General features: G+C 69.7%; 15 protein-coding genes. 7 read left to right on the top strand and 8 right to left on the bottom strand.

The window, feature by feature from the left end; translation table 11 throughout:
* Positions 1 to 393, top strand: a 393-nt coding sequence (locus tag BT98_RS23775) for an ATP-binding protein (protein WP_037250257.1), incomplete at its 5' end; no start/stop codon positions are given.
* A 5-nt stretch (positions 394 to 398) separates the two neighbouring features.
* On the opposite strand, the gene BT98_RS0108630 is transcribed toward BT98_RS23775, so the two are convergent.
* The 6 genes from BT98_RS0108630 to BT98_RS27700 form a co-directional block, all read right to left on the bottom strand.
* On the bottom strand, positions 399 to 1,325 hold the full coding sequence (locus BT98_RS0108630) for a glycosyltransferase family 2 protein (protein ID WP_147292438.1): 927 nt from the start codon (positions 1,323 to 1,325) through the stop codon (positions 399 to 401).
* 143 nt (positions 1,326 to 1,468) lie between these two features.
* A complete protein-coding gene (locus BT98_RS26060; RefSeq protein WP_139341652.1) occupies positions 1,469 to 3,700 on the bottom strand; it encodes a glycosyltransferase family 4 protein in 2,232 nt (743 codons plus the stop codon).
* Positions 3,701 to 3,878: 178 nt separating this feature from the next.
* Positions 3,879 to 4,835 (bottom strand): acetyl-CoA carboxylase carboxyltransferase subunit alpha, encoded by a 957-nt coding sequence (locus BT98_RS0108640; RefSeq protein WP_019463254.1) that lies wholly within the window; start codon positions 4,833 to 4,835, stop codon positions 3,879 to 3,881.
* Between the two features lie 154 nt (positions 4,836 to 4,989).
* The gene (locus BT98_RS0108645; protein ID WP_019463255.1) at positions 4,990 to 5,700 is read right to left on the bottom strand and encodes a phosphatase PAP2 family protein; all 711 of its coding nucleotides are present in this window, start codon (positions 5,698 to 5,700) and stop codon (positions 4,990 to 4,992) included.
* A gap of 75 nt (positions 5,701 to 5,775) precedes the next feature.
* The gene (locus BT98_RS0108650; RefSeq protein WP_019463256.1) at positions 5,776 to 6,708 is read right to left on the bottom strand and encodes a site-specific tyrosine recombinase XerD; all 933 of its coding nucleotides are present in this window, start codon (positions 6,706 to 6,708) and stop codon (positions 5,776 to 5,778) included.
* Positions 6,709 to 6,738: 30 nt separating this feature from the next.
* Positions 6,739 to 6,885 carry a hypothetical protein gene (locus BT98_RS27700; protein WP_019463257.1) on the bottom strand — a complete coding sequence of 49 codons (147 nt, stop codon included), beginning with the start codon at positions 6,883 to 6,885 and terminating at the stop codon, positions 6,739 to 6,741.
* A 54-nt stretch (positions 6,886 to 6,939) separates the two neighbouring features.
* On the opposite strand from BT98_RS27700, the gene aroB reads away from it, so the two are divergent.
* Both aroB and BT98_RS0108665 read left to right on the top strand, forming a co-directional pair.
* A complete protein-coding gene (gene aroB, locus BT98_RS23785) occupies positions 6,940 to 8,754 on the top strand; it encodes a 3-dehydroquinate synthase (protein WP_390889524.1) in 1,815 nt (604 codons plus the stop codon).
* Between the two features lie 125 nt (positions 8,755 to 8,879).
* Positions 8,880 to 9,419, top strand: coding sequence for a DUF2889 domain-containing protein (locus BT98_RS0108665; RefSeq protein ID WP_019460743.1), 540 nt, complete (start codon positions 8,880 to 8,882; stop codon positions 9,417 to 9,419).
* Between the two features lie 55 nt (positions 9,420 to 9,474).
* Here the strand turns inward: BT98_RS0108665 and BT98_RS0108670 are convergent, their stop codons facing one another.
* Both BT98_RS0108670 and BT98_RS0108675 read right to left on the bottom strand, forming a co-directional pair.
* Positions 9,475 to 10,716: an acyltransferase family protein gene (locus BT98_RS0108670; RefSeq protein ID WP_075822605.1), complete on the bottom strand. Its 1,242-nt coding sequence runs from the start codon at positions 10,714 to 10,716 to the stop codon at positions 9,475 to 9,477.
* Between the two features lie 241 nt (positions 10,717 to 10,957).
* On the bottom strand, positions 10,958 to 11,254 hold the full coding sequence (locus tag BT98_RS0108675) for a BolA family protein (protein WP_019460741.1): 297 nt from the start codon (positions 11,252 to 11,254) through the stop codon (positions 10,958 to 10,960).
* Between the two features lie 60 nt (positions 11,255 to 11,314).
* Here BT98_RS0108675 and BT98_RS0108680 point away from each other — a divergent pair, with 60 nt between their 5' ends.
* The 4 genes from BT98_RS0108680 to BT98_RS23790 all read left to right on the top strand — a co-directional run bounded on the left by BT98_RS0108680 (position 11,315) and on the right by BT98_RS23790 (position 15,884).
* Positions 11,315 to 11,935 carry a J domain-containing protein gene (locus tag BT98_RS0108680; protein ID WP_019460740.1) on the top strand — a complete coding sequence of 207 codons (621 nt, stop codon included), beginning with the start codon at positions 11,315 to 11,317 and terminating at the stop codon, positions 11,933 to 11,935.
* A 40-nt stretch (positions 11,936 to 11,975) separates the two neighbouring features.
* Positions 11,976 to 12,962, top strand: coding sequence for a cobaltochelatase subunit CobS (cobS, locus tag BT98_RS0108685; protein WP_019460739.1), 987 nt, complete (start codon positions 11,976 to 11,978; stop codon positions 12,960 to 12,962).
* Between the two features lie 70 nt (positions 12,963 to 13,032).
* Positions 13,033 to 14,907, top strand: coding sequence for a cobaltochelatase subunit CobT (cobT, locus tag BT98_RS0108690; RefSeq protein ID WP_051004787.1), 1,875 nt, complete (start codon positions 13,033 to 13,035; stop codon positions 14,905 to 14,907).
* Between the two features lie 5 nt (positions 14,908 to 14,912).
* The gene (locus tag BT98_RS23790) at positions 14,913 to 15,884 is read left to right on the top strand and encodes an esterase-like activity of phytase family protein (RefSeq protein ID WP_139341725.1); all 972 of its coding nucleotides are present in this window, start codon (positions 14,913 to 14,915) and stop codon (positions 15,882 to 15,884) included.
* The last annotated feature ends 8 nt before the right edge of the window (positions 15,885 to 15,892 follow it).

Consider the following 15,892-nt stretch of genomic DNA (forward strand, 5'->3'; position numbering starts at 1 on the left):
CATTTGGCTATCGCCATTGCCCGGGCCTGCATCCGCGATGGAGCGCGCGGACGGTTCTACAACGTGGTTGACCTGGTGAACCGCCTCGAGGCCGAGACCCGGGCCGGACGACAAGGGCGCATCGCCGATCATCTCTGCCGCCTGGATTTCGTTGTCCTCGACGAGCTCGGCTACCTGCCATTCGCCCAGTCCGGCGGCCAGTTGCTGTTCCACCTTGTCAGCCGTCTCTACGAGCAGACCTCGGTCATCGTCACCACCAACCTCGCTTTTGGTGAATGGCCCAGCGTCTTTGGGGACGCCAAGATGACCACCGCCTTGCTCGACCGCCTCACTCACCACTGCGACATCGTCGAGACCGGCAACGACAGTTGGCGATTCAAGAACCGCGCCTGAACGCCTTACAAGAGGGGTCCCTTTTGCGCGCCGATCTGGGGTCCCCATTCAATGCCGATTGACATCATCGTGGTCAACTCCTGCGTGGTAGGAAAATCGAAGCCGTCTGGCGCATGCTCGAAGAGGACGGTGCGGCCGAAATCCAGCGCCTTGTACAGAGCGGGCGTGTAATGTTCGCCCACATCACCGATGTAGCTGCCATAAGCGGGAAAACACATGAGCCGCGCCGTTCCCAGGACGGCACTGGCGATTTCCTTGGCCGTGTCCTGCGATGTCTGAGTTGTGGTCATCCCGAACCGGGCGAAGTACGCTCGGATCTCCTCGTGTGGACGGTAGCGGTACTCACAGTCCCGGACGAAATGCAGATAGCCCTCGACGATCTCTCGCTGCCGCTTCCACTGACGTCGGGTAAGCGCGAAACCCCAGTTGTGCCCCATGGGCATGATGCGGCGGCGAAGGCGGCCATGCTCCTCCGGCGAGGCATGATGCTGGCCATAAGCCGCCACATATCCCACCCGTTCCTCGGCGAGGGCGAAGGCGGAAAGCTTCTCCAGAGCATCGAGGTAGTGCGGCGAGAGGACCATATCGTCCTCGAAGAAGATTCCCAGTTCCGCGTTCAGGGTCTCGAAGAAGAACCGCTCAGCCCGGTCGAAATTCAGCGCGATGCCCAGATTATGCGGCGCCTCGTGCACGACGCCATCGGGGAAATGGCGGCGGAAGACGCTGATGCAGGCGGCGATCTCATCTTCTGTTGCCCGCGTCATGCCACCGGAGCGGTTGCGCGCCGCATCCTGGAACAGATGCACGCGCTGCTCCGCAACCGGCAGTGTCTGGGCCTTCAGGCTGGCCAGCACGCGTTCCAGCATCCCGGGCCGGTTGAACGACATGATGGCGATCGGTGCCGGTAGAGAAACGGCAAGACTGTCTGGCATGAACTGGTTTGTCCTGGCCCCTGTTCCCGCGCGGTGGCCGTTTCCCGGCCCGTTCTTCCACGCGTCCTTCGGTCGTGCTCCGTTCCGGAATGGCGGAGCATCCGGACCGGCCGTGGCATGCCCCGCTGGGCGTGCCCGCGATGTCATGCCCCGTCGAAGAGAAGACGCTCGGTGATGTTCTGCCGCCCCGGCCCATCGGTCTCCGGGGCCCAGCCGACCTGACAGAGACCGACGGCGAAGCGCCGCGGGTCACCCTCGGCCAGTTGCTCGGCCATGCCGATCAGCGTGAAGTCCAGGTCCACCAGCCCGTCGGCGGGCGGGGCGATGCGCAGCCGCAGCACCTTGCTGGTGTTGGGTTGCAGGACCATGCGCCCGGTCGCGGGGTTCTCGATGAACTCGGCATGGAGCGGAATCCGTACGCCTCGCGGCGCCACATGCAGAACCTGCCCCTTCGCATGGGGCGCGCCCACGAGTTGCAGATAGGCGACGATGCAGTCCGTGCCGTTCCAGACCCCATTCGCGGTCGGTTTGGCATAGAAGGCAAGCCGGGCCGCCTCCCCTGCCATCCAGGCGCCGAAGCCTTCGCAGCCGTACCAGCCGTCCACCATGACCGAGCGCAACGGCTGCGCGATGTAGCTCGGCGGCATGCCATGCGTGCGCCCGAGGCTCGACGGCTTGAAGGTGGTTCCGACCGGCAGGCTGGCTACGCTGGCACGCCTGCCCTTCGGGGGACGCGCGCGCTGGCGCTCGATGGCAGCCAGGAGATTGTCAGTGACATCCTTCCAGCTGCGAGGCCGGAAGCGCGCCGCGATCTCCGCCCGGCGCCGGTCGAGCAGGCCGGGCTCGAACAGCATGCGCCGGAAGACCTCGATCCCGTCGCGCAGGTTCAACGGATCGACGTAGTCCACCAGATCGCCGCCGACCTCAGGGATCGAGCTGCTGCTGGAGGCGACGCAGGGCGTGCCATAGGTCAGGCTCTCGCCCACCGGCAGGCCCCAGCCCTCCACGAAGGACGGGAAGGCGGTGAACAGGCAGTTCTGGTAGAGGGTGGCCAGTTCCTCATCCGACAGGTCGTGCAGGATGTGCAGGCGGCCATCGAGATGGTTGGTATCGCGGATCTGGTTCATCAGATCCTGGACGCGCCAGCCGGGGCGGCCGACGAAGACGAGGTCGGGCACCGCCTCGCCCTTCGTCATCATCTCGCGCCAGATCCGGAACAGGTAGGCGTGGTTCTTGCGGGCCTCGATGGTCGAGACGCTCAGCACGAAGGGACGGTCGCGCAGGCGTGCGATGGCCGGTGTCCAGCGGCCCGGCGCCGCCGCGGGGCGCGACGGGACGGGCTTGAGCACATGCGCGAGCGGCACGGCCTCGACCTCGATCCCCGTGATGCCGTTCTCGGCCATCAGCCGGCGCATGTCCCCCGCCACGTGCTCGCTGATGGTCAACAGGAAGTCGAAGCTGAGCAGGCCGTCGCCCATGGCCAGGGTGAACCAGACGCTCAGCGTCGGATCGCAGAACTCTGGATGGGTGATCGGGATCAGGTCATAGACATAGAGGCCGACCCGTACGCCGATCTCGCGCAGCCGGGCGCAGTTGTAGACGACGTCGCGCACGTTCCAGAAGGCGCCCAGCACCAGCAGGGTCTGCGTCGGGGCGGGCGTCAGCGTCTGGGCCGAGAGGCGCAGATCCGCCACCAGTTCCTTGAGCCTGTCATGGCTCACCACCGCACTGGTCGCGTAGCGGATCATCTGCGCCAGCACGTCGCTCTGCAGCAGGAGAAGCCCGGTCGGGCTGCTGATCACGAAGCGGTAGGCGTTCAGCGCCGCGGGTGGCAGGGCCAGGACCTGCTCGATGATGTTGGCTTGCACCCGCTGGATGCCGGAAAGGGTCTTGTGGTTGTCGAGGTAGTGCAGGAGGTCCGTCACCTCCAGCAGCGTGGCCGTGGCGAGTTCCTGTTCCGTCCAATGGCCCATCAACTCCGTGGCGATCTGGCTCTCCCCCAGCATCACCAGTTCCCGATAGGCATCGGCCGAGGCCCCCAGCCGCAGCGCCCCGGCCAGGCACTCGATGGCCTCGCCACGCCGACCGGCCAGGACCAGCGCGCGGCCGAACTGGAGCTGGGCGTCGCCGTCCTCAGGCGCGAGGGCCGCCGCGCGGCGATAGGCCAGCAGGGCATCGGCGGTCTGGCTCTGTTCCTTGAGCGCGTGGCCCAGCTGCACCCAGATGGGGGCATCCTCCGGCTCCGCCTCCAGATGCAGGCGGTAGAACTCCGCTGCGGCGGTCCAGTCCTTCCGATCCCGGGCTTCATCGCCTGCCCGCCGGAACTGGCGGTCCTCACCCCGCAGAGGGGATGTCAGGGAAGCCAGCTTGGTCAAGATCAGTTCCCCGCCACGCATGATTCGTCCGCTCACAAAACTGAGCGATCATCTGTTATCCAATCGAACCATACAACCCGTGGGAGAAACTAAAGAAAGGAATATCCCTTTTGGCGAGTTTTCGTGAAGCCGTAGCATGGATGCGCAGAGGATCAGGCACCTCCACGCGTCTCACCTGTCAGCCAACGCCGTGGCGCCCCATTTCCAGGAACTTCTCGCGACGGCGGCTCTTCAGGGTTGCACCATCGACGGACAGCAGCGGCTGCAGGACTTCCCAGACCTTCTGCCCCACGTCGGACACCGCCTTGGCCGGGTCGCGGTGCGCGCCGCCCAGCGGTTCCGGCACCACCGCGTCCACGAGGTTCAGGCGCAGCAGGTCCTCCGCCGTCAGCTTGAAGGCCTCCGCCGCCTGCGGCGCCTGGGCGGCGTCACGCCACAGGATGGAGGCGCCGCCTTCCGGCGAGATGACGCTGTAGATGCTGTGCTCCAGCATCAGGATGCGGTCCGCCGCGGCCAGGGCGATGGCGCCGCCGGAACCGCCCTCGCCGATGATCGTGGCGACCACGGGCACCGGCGCCTCCAGGCAGGCCTCGATGGAGCGCGCGATGGCCTCGGCCTGTCCGCGCGCCTCGGCCTCGATGCCGGGAAAGGCGCCCGCCGTGTCCACGAAGGTGATGATCGGGATGCCGAAGCGCCCGGCGAGCTCGATCAGGCGCCGCGCCTTGCGGTAGCCTTCCGGCTTGGCGCTGCCGAAATTGTGCTTGATGCGGGTCTCGGTGTCGGTGCCCTTCTCGGTGCCCAGGACCATCACCGAATGGCCGCGGAAGCGGCCGAGGCCGCCCACCACCGCCTCGTCATCGGCGAAGGCGCGGTCCCCCGCCAGCGGCGTGAACTCCTCGACCAGCGCCTCGATATAGGCCAGGCATTTCGGCCGCTCCGGGTGGCGGGCCACCTGCGCCTTCTGCCAGGGGGAGAGCTTGCTGTAGGTGGCGGCGAGGAGCTTCTCGGCCTTGTCCTGCAGGCGGCCGACTTCTTCCGCCACATCGATGCCGCCGGCATCGGTGGTCCGGCGGAGTTCCTCGATCTGGCCTTCCAGCTCGGCGATCGGCTTTTCGAAATCCAGGAAATGACGCATCGGGGGTCCGTACACGGGGGCGTGCGGAGCGGCTAGAGCGGATCGTGCCGGAAGGGAAGCGCCGGACCCGCGAATCCGCCCCGCCAGGAAGGGAAGGCGATGCCCCGGCCCCGGCCGTGCAGGCAAGGCCCAATGCGGGGCGGCGGCGTGCCCGTCAGCGACCTGCCTCGTCCGGCTTCTCGACCTGGCCGCGCCGTTGCAGGCGGAGCGCCACCAGCCAGCACGAAAGGGCCCAGGCCGCGCCCAGGCACCAGCCGGCCAGCACATCGGTCGGCCAGTGCACCCCCAGGTAGATCCGGCTGGCACCCACCAGCAGCGTCACCGCCACCGCGACGGCCATCACATAGAGCTTCAGCCGCGGCCCGGCCTGGATGCGCGTCATCAGCGCCCCCAGGGTCAGGTAGGTGACGGCCGAAAGCATGGCATGGCCGCTGGGGAAGCTGGCGGTGAAGACCTCCACCATATGTGGCACCACATCCGGCCGTGGCCGCTCGAAGGCCAGCTTCACCAGCAGGGAGAGCACGGTGCCGCCCAGGATGGACACCGCGGTCAGCAGGGCCGCGCCGCGCTTGCGCTCCAGCAGCAGGCCGCCCAGCACCACGAGGCTCACGGAAACCAGGATCACGTTGCTGCCCAGGGCCGTCACGTCCTGGGCGATCGCCGGCAACCAGCGGGGACCGATCGGATGCTCCAGGTCGGCCGGGTCCCGCAGCAGGAGCAGCATGTGGCGGTCGAAGCCCTCCAGGCTGTCACCATGCACCAGCGCCGCCAGCGCCACGAAGCCAAGCAGCCCGCCCGCCACCAATAGCAGGCCGAGCAGCCCCGGCAGTTCGGGCATGGCGTCGCGCCGCTCGAATCGGGTCATGCGTGTCCTCCTTCCCGCCCTTGCCCTGGCGAGGTGCCCCGGTTCTCCCTTCGCCCCCGCCAGGGCAGCAACGGCTCAGCCGGCGTCGCGTTCACCCGCCGGCACGGCGGCGTCGGAGAGCGGGTGGTGCAGTTCCATCACCGCCCGCAGCCGCTCCTCCAGCACCTTGGTGTAGATCTGCGTGGTCGCGATATCGGCATGGCCGAGCAGCACCTGCAGCGAGCGCAGATCCGCCCCCCGGTTCAGCAGGTGCGTGGCAAAGGAGTGGCGCAGCACATGCGGCGTCGCCCGCGCCGGGTCCAGCCCGGCCTCCAGCGCCGCCGCATGCAGCAACTGGTTCAGACGCTGCCGCGTCAGATGCCCGGCCGCGGCGCGGGAGGGAAAGAGCCAGCGCGCGCCCGGCCGGCCCTTCCCCTCCTCCGGGGCCGACTTCGGGACCAGATCGGCCAGGGCCTGCCGCGCCCGGGCGCTGATCGGGATCAGCCGCTCCCGCCCGCCCTTGCCCCGGATGGCGATCAGCGGCGCCGTGTCGCGCAGCGCCGCCGCCGGCAGGGCGACCAGTTCGCTGGCCCGCAGGCCGGAGCCGTAGAGCAGCTCGCAGACCGCCACGGCCAGCAGGCCGCTGCGCCCCGGCAGGCGGGAGGCCCCGGCGATCAGCGCCTCCACCTCCTCCTCCCGCAGGGCTTTGGGCAGGGATTGCGGCAGGCGCGGCGTGTCGAGCAGCGCGGTCGGGTCGTCGCCCCGCATTCCCTCGCGGGCCAGGAAGCGGAAGAACTGGCGCAGCGCCGAAAGCCGCCGGGCGACGGTGCGCGCCGAAAGCCCGGCGCCCGAAAGGCCGGAAAGATAGCCGCGCAAGGCCTCGGGCGTGGCGCTTTCCAGCGATCCGCCCTTCCGGCGCAGCCATCCCGCCACATCCGTCAGGTCCGCCTCGTAGGCGGCCAGGGTGTTGCGGGCGGCGCCGCGTTCGGCCGCCAGCATCTCCAGAAAGGCCTCGACACGGGCATCCATGGCGTGCAGGAGGGCCGCCCGGCGACGCCCTCAGCGCGTGCCGAAGCGCTCTGCCGGGATGGTCCGCTCCACCGGCTGTGGACTCACATCGGGCGGAAAGGCACCAATGACGAGCAGGCCCACGGCGAGCAGTGCGATGATGACAAGAATGATCAGGGTCAGTGGGCGACGAAACATGGAGTTGCGCGTGGTCCCTCGCGTGCGGGCGAAGCCGTGCTAGCCTTGGGCATCGTGTCGCGCAACCTGGACATCCTCGCCGATCCGCATTCGGAGCGAAACCGTGGCCCCGCCGCCCCGCCGGCGGAGGCCGGGCCGGCTCCGGAAAGGACCCGGGCGGAGAGCAAGGCGGGACATATCCAGGGGGAAAGGACCCCGGGCCCGGATTCCGCGGCCGTGGAGCGGATGGCATCCGCCGCGACCCGCAGCATCGTCCTGGTCGGGCTGCCGGGTGCCGGGAAGTCCTCGATCGGCCGGCGACTCGCGGCGCGGCTCGGCTGTCCCTTCCTCGACACCGATGCCGAGATCGAGGCCGCGGCCGGCCTGCCCGTCTCCGAGATCTTCGCCCGCTATGGCGAAGCGCATTTCCGCGACGGCGAGCGGCGGGTGATCGCCCGCATCCTGGCCGGCCCGCCGGTGGTGCTGGCGACGGGCGGCGGCGCCTTCAACGATCCGCGCACGCGCGCCGCGGTGCGTGCCTCCGGCGCCGTCGCCGTCTGGCTGCGCTGCTCTCTGCCCGCCCTGGTGCGACGGGTGGCCGGGCGGGACCATCGCCCCATGTTCGTCGGGCGCGACGCGGCCGAGGTCCTGCGCGGGCTCATGCAGGTGCGCCATCCTTATTATGCGGAAGCCGATATCGTGGTGGATTGCACCGATGAGACCCCTGACATGACGACCGCCGATGTCGAAACGGCGCTCCATGCCCATGAGGCGCCGTCCCGCCTGCCGGTCACGCTGGGCGCGCGCAGCTACGAGGTCGCCATCGGCGGGCACCTGCTCGAACGCGCCGGGGGGCTGCTGGCCCCGGTGCTGCCGGCGCGCCGCGTGGCCGTGGTGTCCGACGCGGCGGTGGCGGCCCTGCACGGCGCCCGGCTGAGGGCCGGGCTGGAGGATGCGGGCTTCGAGATCCGCGCCGAGATCGCCGTGCCGCCCGGCGAGGCCTCCAAGAGCATGGCCTCGCTCGAAGCCGTGCTGGACGCGCTGCTCGGCGCCGGGATCGACCGCAAGACGACCGTGATCGCCCTGGGCGGCGGCGTGGTGGGCGACCTGGCCGGCTTCGCGGCTGCCGTTGCCCTGCGCGGCCTGCCTTTCGTGCAGGTGCCGACGACCCTGCTGGCCCAGGTGGACTCCTCGGTCGGCGGCAAGACCGGGATCAACCTGCGCGCCGGCAAGAACCTCGCCGGCGCCTTTCACCAGCCACGCATGGTCCTGGCGGATATCGGCACCCTCGCCTCCCTGCCCCCGCGCGAGCTGCGCGCCGGCTGGGCGGAGGTCGCCAAGCACGGGCTGCTGCAAGGGTCGCTCTGGGACTGGTGCGAGGCGCAGGGGCCGGCGGCCATGGCCGGGGACCCGGCGGCGCTGCGCCACGCGGTGCTGGAATCCTGCCGCCTGAAATCCGCCGTGGTGGCCGCCGACGAACGCGAGGAATCCGCCGAGGGCGGCCGGGCGCTGCTGAATCTCGGCCATACCTTCGGCCATGCGGTGGAAGCCGAGTGCGGCTATGACGGCAGCCTGCTGCATGGCGAGGGGGTGGCGATCGGCCTGGCCCTGGCGGCGAAGCTCTCCGCCCGGCTCGGCCATTGCGACCCGGCCCTGCCCGGGCGCGTGGTGGCGCATCTGCGCGCCGTGGGCCTGCCCGCCTCGATCCGTGACCTGGAGCGGCGCTTCACCGTGGAGGCGCTACTGGGCCGGATGCGCAAGGACAAGAAGGTGCGCGACGGCGCGCTCCGCTTCGTGCTGATCCGCGAGCCGGGCGACGTCTTCACCACGGGCGACGTGCCGGAGGATGTGGTGGCGGCCCTGCTGCGGGAGGACGGCGCCACCGGCTGAGGCGTTCCCCGCGCCCCTGGGAGCCCCGGCCCGTCCAGGGATCGCGCCCTCCCTGCTGCCGGAAGTATGGCACCCTCACGCTTCGGGCGATTCCGCCGCCGGCGATCGCGGGCTAGGCTCGTCCCATGCCCCTTTCCCAGCCCGAGGCGCGCACCCTCCAGCACAGCCGCGACATCACCCTGCGCGGCTATGAGCGCGAGGACGGGTCCTTCGACATCGAGGCCCGCCTGACCGACACCAAGGCCTATCCGCTGCCCAACCTGGACCGCGGCACCCTCATGCCGGGCGAGGCCCTGCACGACATGTGGATCCGGCTGACGGTGGATGCCGAGATGCTGATCCTGTCCTGCGAGGCGGCGACAGACAGTTCGCCCTATTCGATCTGCCCGGACATCGCGCCGAACTTCGCCCGGCTGGCCGGAATCCGCATCGGCCCCGGCTTCAACCGTGCCGTGAAGGAGCGGGTCGGCGGCACCGAGGGCTGCACCCATCTGCGCGAACTCCTGGCGCAGATGGCCACCGTCGCCTACCAGACCCTCCACTCGGCCCGCACCCGCCGGCGCCGGCAGGCCGGCGAGGGCGAGCCGCCCCTGTCGCCGGCGATCCTCGGCACCTGCCATGCCTATGCGCCCGACAGCCCCGTGGTGCGGCGGCGGAAAGGCTGACACGCCGGCGCGGCTCGTTGCTCCCGGACGCTTCCTGGCCGCGCCGGATCTTGTCCTACCGGCGCTCGGCCGCCATGACGGCGCCGAGTTCCTCTGTCACGCTGATCGGTTCGAGTGCCGGCCGGGCCTCCGCAGCGGGCCGGGGGGCGCCGCGGGTCAGCCGCTGGCCCAGCCGCATGCTGGGCGTCTCCACCAGCCGGTAGCCGAGTTCCGCCACCACCAGCGAAACGGGGATCGCCAGCAGCACCGCGAGGCCGGGCGGCACGATTCCCACCAGGCCATGCGCCAGGGCCAGGATGACGATCTGGTGGAAGAGATAGAGGCTGTAGGAGATCTCCCCGAGCCGGCGCAGCGGCCGGATGGCCGCCAAGCGGTGGAACAGGGCGGTGCTGATCGCGGCGGTGATGATCACCGTGGCGGAGAAGCCCATGCCCAGCATCCAGACCAGCTTCATCGCCATGCTCGTGGTGGAGACCGGCCCCCAGGCCGGCATGCCCAGCAGCAGCAGCGCCATGGCCACCAGCCCCAGCCGCGCCACGGCGGGCAGGCCGGAGAAGAACCGTTCCAGCCTTTCGCGCTGGAACCAGAGCGCCGAGCCCAGGAAGAAGAGCGGCATCCACTGGAACAGGAAGGCGAGGCTGCCCAGCGGGGTCATGGGCAGGGTCTGGCCGTCCCGGCTCATGAAGCCCGCCGCCGCCATGTAGAGGCCCAGGGCCAGCAGCGGTGCCCAGAGGCTGCGGCTCCTCACCAGCAGGAAGACCAGCGGGAAGATCAGCGAGGCCCGCAGTTCGACGATCAGGCTCCACATCGGGGCGTTCAGATCGTGATAGGGCTCCATGCCATAGGCCGCGAGATGGCCGAGGACCAGGTCCGGCGTGAGCGGCATGGACCAGGAGGTCGTGTTCAGCCAGTCGCTCATGCCGGGAATGGCGCCCTTGTAGGTCGCGGCATAGAAACCGGCCGCCACCAGCACCGCGGCGGCAAAGGGCAGGTAGATCCGGCAAAGCCGCTTCACCACATACTGCCCATACGAGATGCCGCGCCCGTTCTCGAAGGATGCGGAAAGGACGAAGCCGCTCAGCACGAAAAACACCGCGACGCAGCCGGGCCCGGCCACGAGGAACCGTGCCGGCGTGTATTTCAGCGCGAAGAAAAGATAGTCGGCGAGGCCGGATGCCCCGGTCAGCGGTGGCACATGGAATGCCTGTGGAAACGACATCCAAACATGGTGAAGAAGCACAATGAAAGCGGCGAGACCTCGTACGACGTCCAGCTCATGGTAGCGCCTGGAAGGCATTCGTCCTGATCTCCCTCAATCAGTCAGCAGAGAGGCGCCGGCGGAGGGGTGTACAACCCATCCGGCAAGACTTGGCGGCCAATGCACCTTAAAATGAAATTACATCCATATCATGAGACGTTCGCACAGCGGCAAACGAGAAAGCAAGAAAGCTGCTCAGACCCGGTCGTGAAATGTTTTGGAAGCGGGCCGGCTCCCCCCGGCCCCTTCCCTCTCCAATTCCCCTTCGCGGCCTATACCCTCAGCCCTCGCCCGGCGCCCTGGCCTCGATGGCGAGGGCATGCAGGCCACCGGCGAATTCCCCCGCCAGCGTGGCGTTCACGGCACGTTGCCGGGCCACCCGGGATTGCCCCTGGAATCCCGCCCAGACCACCCGGACGGCATAATGCGTCTCGCCCCCCGGCCGGGCGCCGGAATGGCCGGCGTGGTGATGGCTGTCGTCACGCACCGTGACCTCGGCGCCCGGAAAGGCGGCGGCCAGGGCGGCGTGCAGGCGGGCGGCGCGCGCGCCCGCAGAATGAGGATGCTCTGGGATCATGCAACCGCTTTTTCCATGCGTTACCGATGTTTGTGAAGCGTAGGATACTGCCTTGCCCGCATGGCGCCGGACGCCCATAAGGGGGACACCATGGCCCGACGCGGCACGACACACACCCCGCCCTCACCCGGAAGCAGCAGCTTCCGCCGTTGCGATTTCCCAGGCTGCGAGGCGGCCGGGGAGTTTCGCGCCCCTCGCGACCGGTCCCGCCTGCGCGACTATTATCATTTCTGCCTGGAACATGTCCGCGCCTACAATCAGGCGTGGGACTTCTACAAGGGAATGACGCCGGAGGAGATCGAAGTCCATCTCAAGGAGGATTCCGGCTGGCAGCGCCCGACCTGGCCTCTTGGCCGCCTCGGCATGCAGGGCAAGTTCGATCCCTCGCAGCTCAAGGACCCGCTCGGCCTCTTCGCCGACGCCAAGCCCACCCCTCGAAAATCGGCGACCAAGGCCCCAGCTGAGCTCCGTGCCGCGCTCGACGTGCTGGGCCTCGGCTGGCCGCTCGAGGAAGATGCGCTGCGCGAGCGTTGGAAAGAGCTCGCCAAGCGTTATCATCCGGACACCAACGGCGGCGACAAGTCGGCCGAGGAACGTCTGAAGGACGTGAACCGCGCCTACAGCCTGCTGCGCAAGCGGCTCGCCACCCTGGGGGCCCAGGCGACCAGCGTCGCCGCCTGAGGCCCTTGCCACACTGACACTGAGAAGCGGGAACCCCCCGATGGACACCATCGCCACCTTGCCCGACAGCCGTCCCGACATGCCCGACGCGCGGGTCAAGGTGCGCGAGGTCTTCGGGATCGACACGGACCTCGAGGTCCCGGCTTTCTCGAACCCGACCGAGCACGTGCCGGAGCGCGACCCGACCTACCGCTTCGACAAGGACACGACGCTCGCGATCCTGGCCGGCTTCGCCTTCAACCGCCGCGTGATGATCCAGGGCTATCACGGCACCGGCAAATCCACCCATGTGGAGCAGGTGGCGGCCCGGTTGAACTGGCCCTGCATCCGCGTGAACCTGGACAGCCACATCAGCCGCATCGACCTGGTGGGCAAGGACGCCATCGTCCTGAAGGACGGCAAGCAGGTCACCGAGTTCAAGGAAGGCATCCTTCCCTGGGCCTTGCAGCGCCCCTGCGCCATCGTGTTCGACGAGTACGACGCGGGCCGCCCCGACGTGATGTTCGTGATCCAACGCGTGCTGGAGGTCGAGGGCAAGCTCACCCTGCTGGACCAGAACCGCGTGATCCGCCCGCATCCGGGCTTCCGCATCTTCGCCACCGCCAACACGGTGGGCCTGGGCGACACGACCGGCCTGTATCACGGCACGCAGCAGATCAACCAGGGCCAGATGGACCGCTGGAACATCGTGGCGACGCTGAACTACCTGCCGCACAAGCAGGAGACCGACATCGTCTCCGCCAAGATGGGCGTGACCGACCCGAAGGGCCGCAAGCAGATCGAGGCGATGGTCAGCCTCGCCGACCTGACGCGCGCGGGCTTCATCGCCGGCGACATTTCCACCGTCATGTCGCCGCGCACGGTCATCACCTGGGCCGAGAACGCCAAGATCTTCGGCGATGTCGGCTTCGCCTTCCGCCTCTCCTTCCTCAACAAGTGCGACGAGGCGGAGCGCGCCACGGTGGCGGAATACTACCAGCGCTGCTTCAACGAGGAGATCCCGACGGGCCTCTACGTCAAGGCCTGACGGAAAGGCGGGGCGGCGCGCCGGGCGCTGCCGCCCCACGGGATGACTGCGGCCGGTGGGAGAGGTGTCGGTGAGCAATTCCAAGGATCTGTCCCGCCAGGAGGAGTTCAAGCGGGCCACCGCCGGCGCGGTCCGCGCCATCGCCCGCACCGATGACGTGCAGGTGGCCTTCCAGCCCGGCCCCTCCGGCCTGACCGGCAAGCGCGCCCGCCTGCCACTGCCGACCCGTGCCCTGCCGCCCGCCGAGATGGCGCGGCTGCGCGGTGCCGCCGATGCCGTGGCGCTGAAGCTGCGCTACCACGACGAGACCACCCACGCCGCCCGCCTGCCCGCGCGCCGCGACGCGAAGGAGGTCTTCGACACGCTGGAGCAGGCGCGGGTCGAGGCGGTGGGCAGCCGGGCGATGCCGGGCGTGGCCGCCAACCTCCAGGCGAGGCTGACCGAGCAGGCCGAGGCCGAGGGCTATGACCGGATGACCCGCAAGGACCAGCTGCCCCTGCCGGTGGCGCTGGGCCTGCTGGCGCGGGAGAAGCTGTCCGGCGAGCCGGTGCCCGAGCCCGCCCGCCGCGTCCTCGACCTGTGGCGCGACACGCTGGGCGAGCGGGCCGAGGCCGCGCTCGACGAGATGGCGGGCAGCACCGAGGACCAGGACGCCTTCGCCCGCGCCGCCCGCAAGCTGCTGACCGCGCTCGACCTCGCCGAGGCCGAGGTGGAGGCCGAGAGCAGCGAGGACGAGGAGCAGCAGGGCGACCAGGGCGCCGACTCCTCCCAGGTCCAGGACAATTCCGGCGAGGGCGAGGCCCAGTCCGAGGATGCCGAGAGCATGCTCGGCGCCCAGCCCGAGCAGGCCCAGGGCGAGGCCGCCGAGGATGAGGGCGAGGGCGAGGAGGAGGACGGTTCCGCCGCGGAGGGCGAGGACCGCCCGGGCGGGCCGCAGCAGCGCAAGGAGGTCCCCGCCTCCGACGACGCCTCGGTGTACCGCGCCTATACCAAGAGGTTCGACGAGGAGGTCGGCGCCGACGACCTTTGCGACCCGGAGGAGCTGGCCCGGCTGCGGCAGCAGCTCGACCAGCAGCTTTCCCACCTGCAGGGCGTGGTCTCCAAGCTGGCCAACCGCCTCCAGCGCCGCCTGATGGCGCAGCAGCAGCGCGCCTGGGAGTTCGACCTGGAGGAAGGGATGCTGGACGTGGCGCGGCTGGCCCGCGTCATCTCCAACCCGACCTATTCCCTATCCTACAAGCGGGAGCGGGAGGCGGATTTCCGCGATACGGTCGTCACCCTGCTGATCGACAATTCCGGCTCCATGCGTGGCCGCCCGATCACCGTGGCCGCCATGTGCTGCGACATCCTGGCCCGCACGCTGGAGCGCTGCGCGGTGAAGACCGAGATCCTGGGCTTCACCACCCGCGCCTGGAAGGGCGGCCAGTCGCGCGAGCGCTGGGTGCAGGACGGCAAGCCGCGCAATCCCGGCCGGCTGAACGACCTGCGCCATGTCGTGTACAAGGCGGCGGACGAGCCCTGGCGCCGGGCGCGCAAGAATCTCGGGCTGATGCTGCGCGAGGGGCTGCTGAAGGAGAACATCGACGGCGAGGCGCTGGACTGGGCCTATCGGCGCATGCTTTCCCGCGCCGAACACCGCCGCATCCTGATGGTGATCAGCGACGGCGCGCCGGTGGATGACAGCACTCTTTCGGTGAATCCGGGCAACTACCTGGAGCGGCACCTGCGCAAGGTGATCGCCGACATCGAGGGCCGCGACATCGTGGAGCTGGTGGCCATCGGCATCGGCCATGACGTCACCCGCTACTACCGCCGCGCCGTGACCATCGTGGATGCCGAGGAGCTGGGAGGCACCATGATGCAGAAGCTGGCCGAGCTCTTCGACGAGGATGCCGCGGCCGCCTACCAGCGCGCTGCCGCCGAGCGTTCCCCCGCCCTGATCTGACGGGCTTGCACCGGCGTCGCCTGCTCGGGGGCGGGCTGCTGGCGGCCGTGGCGGGGCTTGGCGGCTGTGCCCTGGCGTTGCAGCCGGAAACCGGCCGCCCCTTGTCGCGCCCGCTGCCGCCACCGGAGGGCGCTCCGCCCTTCGGGGCGGAGCGCGTGCTGGGCATGCTGGAGCTTGATGCCCGGCGCCTGGGGGGAGAGGGCCTGTCCGGCCTGCACATCTCCGACGACCTGCACCTGACCGCGATCGGCGACCGTGGCGCCTGGTGCCACGCGCGCCTCGTGCTGGATGAGCGGGGCGTGCCGCTGCGGCTGGAAGCGCCGCGCGCCGGGCGCCTGCACGACGCGCGCTGGCGGGCCCTGCCCGTGCCCTTCTCGGCCGATGCGGAAAGCCTGGCGCGCCTGCCCGACGGCTCCTGGCTGGTGGGCTTCGAGCGCTGGCACCGGATCTGGCGCTACCGCGACCTGAACGGCCCGGCCGAGCCGGTCAGGGCGCCACCGGGGCTGGAGGAAGCGCCGCTGAACGGAGGGCTGGAAAGCCTCGCCGTGCTGGCGGACGGGCGCTGGCTGGCCATCGCCGAGAAGTACCATGCGGACGAGGCCGGCGCGCTGCGCCATGCCTGGATCGGCAGCCCCGGAGGCTGGCAGGCCCTGGCCTACCGCCCCGCGCCGGGCTTCGACCCTTCGGATGCCTGTCCGCTGCCGGATGGCGGTGCGCTGGTGCTGGAGCGGCATTTCTCCTGGCTGGACGGGTTGCGCGGGCGGCTTTGCCACATCCCGGCCGGACGCCTGGCCCGGGCCGGGGCCGGCAGTGTGCTGGAGGGCGACGCGTTGCTGGACCTGGCCGATCCCCTGCCCACCGACAACTGGGAAGGGGTCAGCGTCTTCCACCACCGGGGGCAACGGCTGGCCGCGCTCATCTCGGACGACAACGGGTTGGCCATCCAGCGGACGCTTCTGATGGTGATCCGCCTCTGACGGGCGTT

The organism is Roseomonas mucosa ATCC BAA-692 (genome assembly GCF_000622225.1).
GTDB classification, from domain to species: domain Bacteria; phylum Pseudomonadota; class Alphaproteobacteria; order Acetobacterales; family Acetobacteraceae; genus Roseomonas; species Roseomonas mucosa.

Bases quoted from the DNA above. Each gene is read 5' to 3' on its own strand.
- BT98_RS0108670 (WP_075822605.1), bottom strand. From the start codon at position 10,716: ATGCCTTCCAGGCGCTACCATGAGCTGGACGTCGTACGAGGTCTCGCC.
- BT98_RS0108650 (WP_019463256.1), bottom strand. From the start codon at position 6,708: ATGGATGCCCGTGTCGAGGCCTTTCTGGAGATGCTGGCGGCCGAACGC.
- BT98_RS0108645 (WP_019463255.1), bottom strand. From the start codon at position 5,700: ATGACCCGATTCGAGCGGCGCGACGCCATGCCCGAACTGCCGGGGCTG.
- BT98_RS27700 (WP_019463257.1), bottom strand. From the start codon at position 6,885: ATGTTTCGTCGCCCACTGACCCTGATCATTCTTGTCATCATCGCACTG.
- cobS (WP_019460739.1), top strand. From the start codon at position 11,976: ATGGACACCATCGCCACCTTGCCCGACAGCCGTCCCGACATGCCCGAC.
- BT98_RS0108675 (WP_019460741.1), bottom strand. From the start codon at position 11,254: ATGATCCCAGAGCATCCTCATTCTGCGGGCGCGCGCGCCGCCCGCCTG.
- BT98_RS0108680 (WP_019460740.1), top strand. From the start codon at position 11,315: ATGGCGCCGGACGCCCATAAGGGGGACACCATGGCCCGACGCGGCACG.
- BT98_RS0108665 (WP_019460743.1), top strand. From the start codon at position 8,880: ATGCCCCTTTCCCAGCCCGAGGCGCGCACCCTCCAGCACAGCCGCGAC.
- BT98_RS0108630 (WP_147292438.1), bottom strand. From the start codon at position 1,325: ATGCCAGACAGTCTTGCCGTTTCTCTACCGGCACCGATCGCCATCATG.
- BT98_RS0108640 (WP_019463254.1), bottom strand. From the start codon at position 4,835: ATGCGTCATTTCCTGGATTTCGAAAAGCCGATCGCCGAGCTGGAAGGC.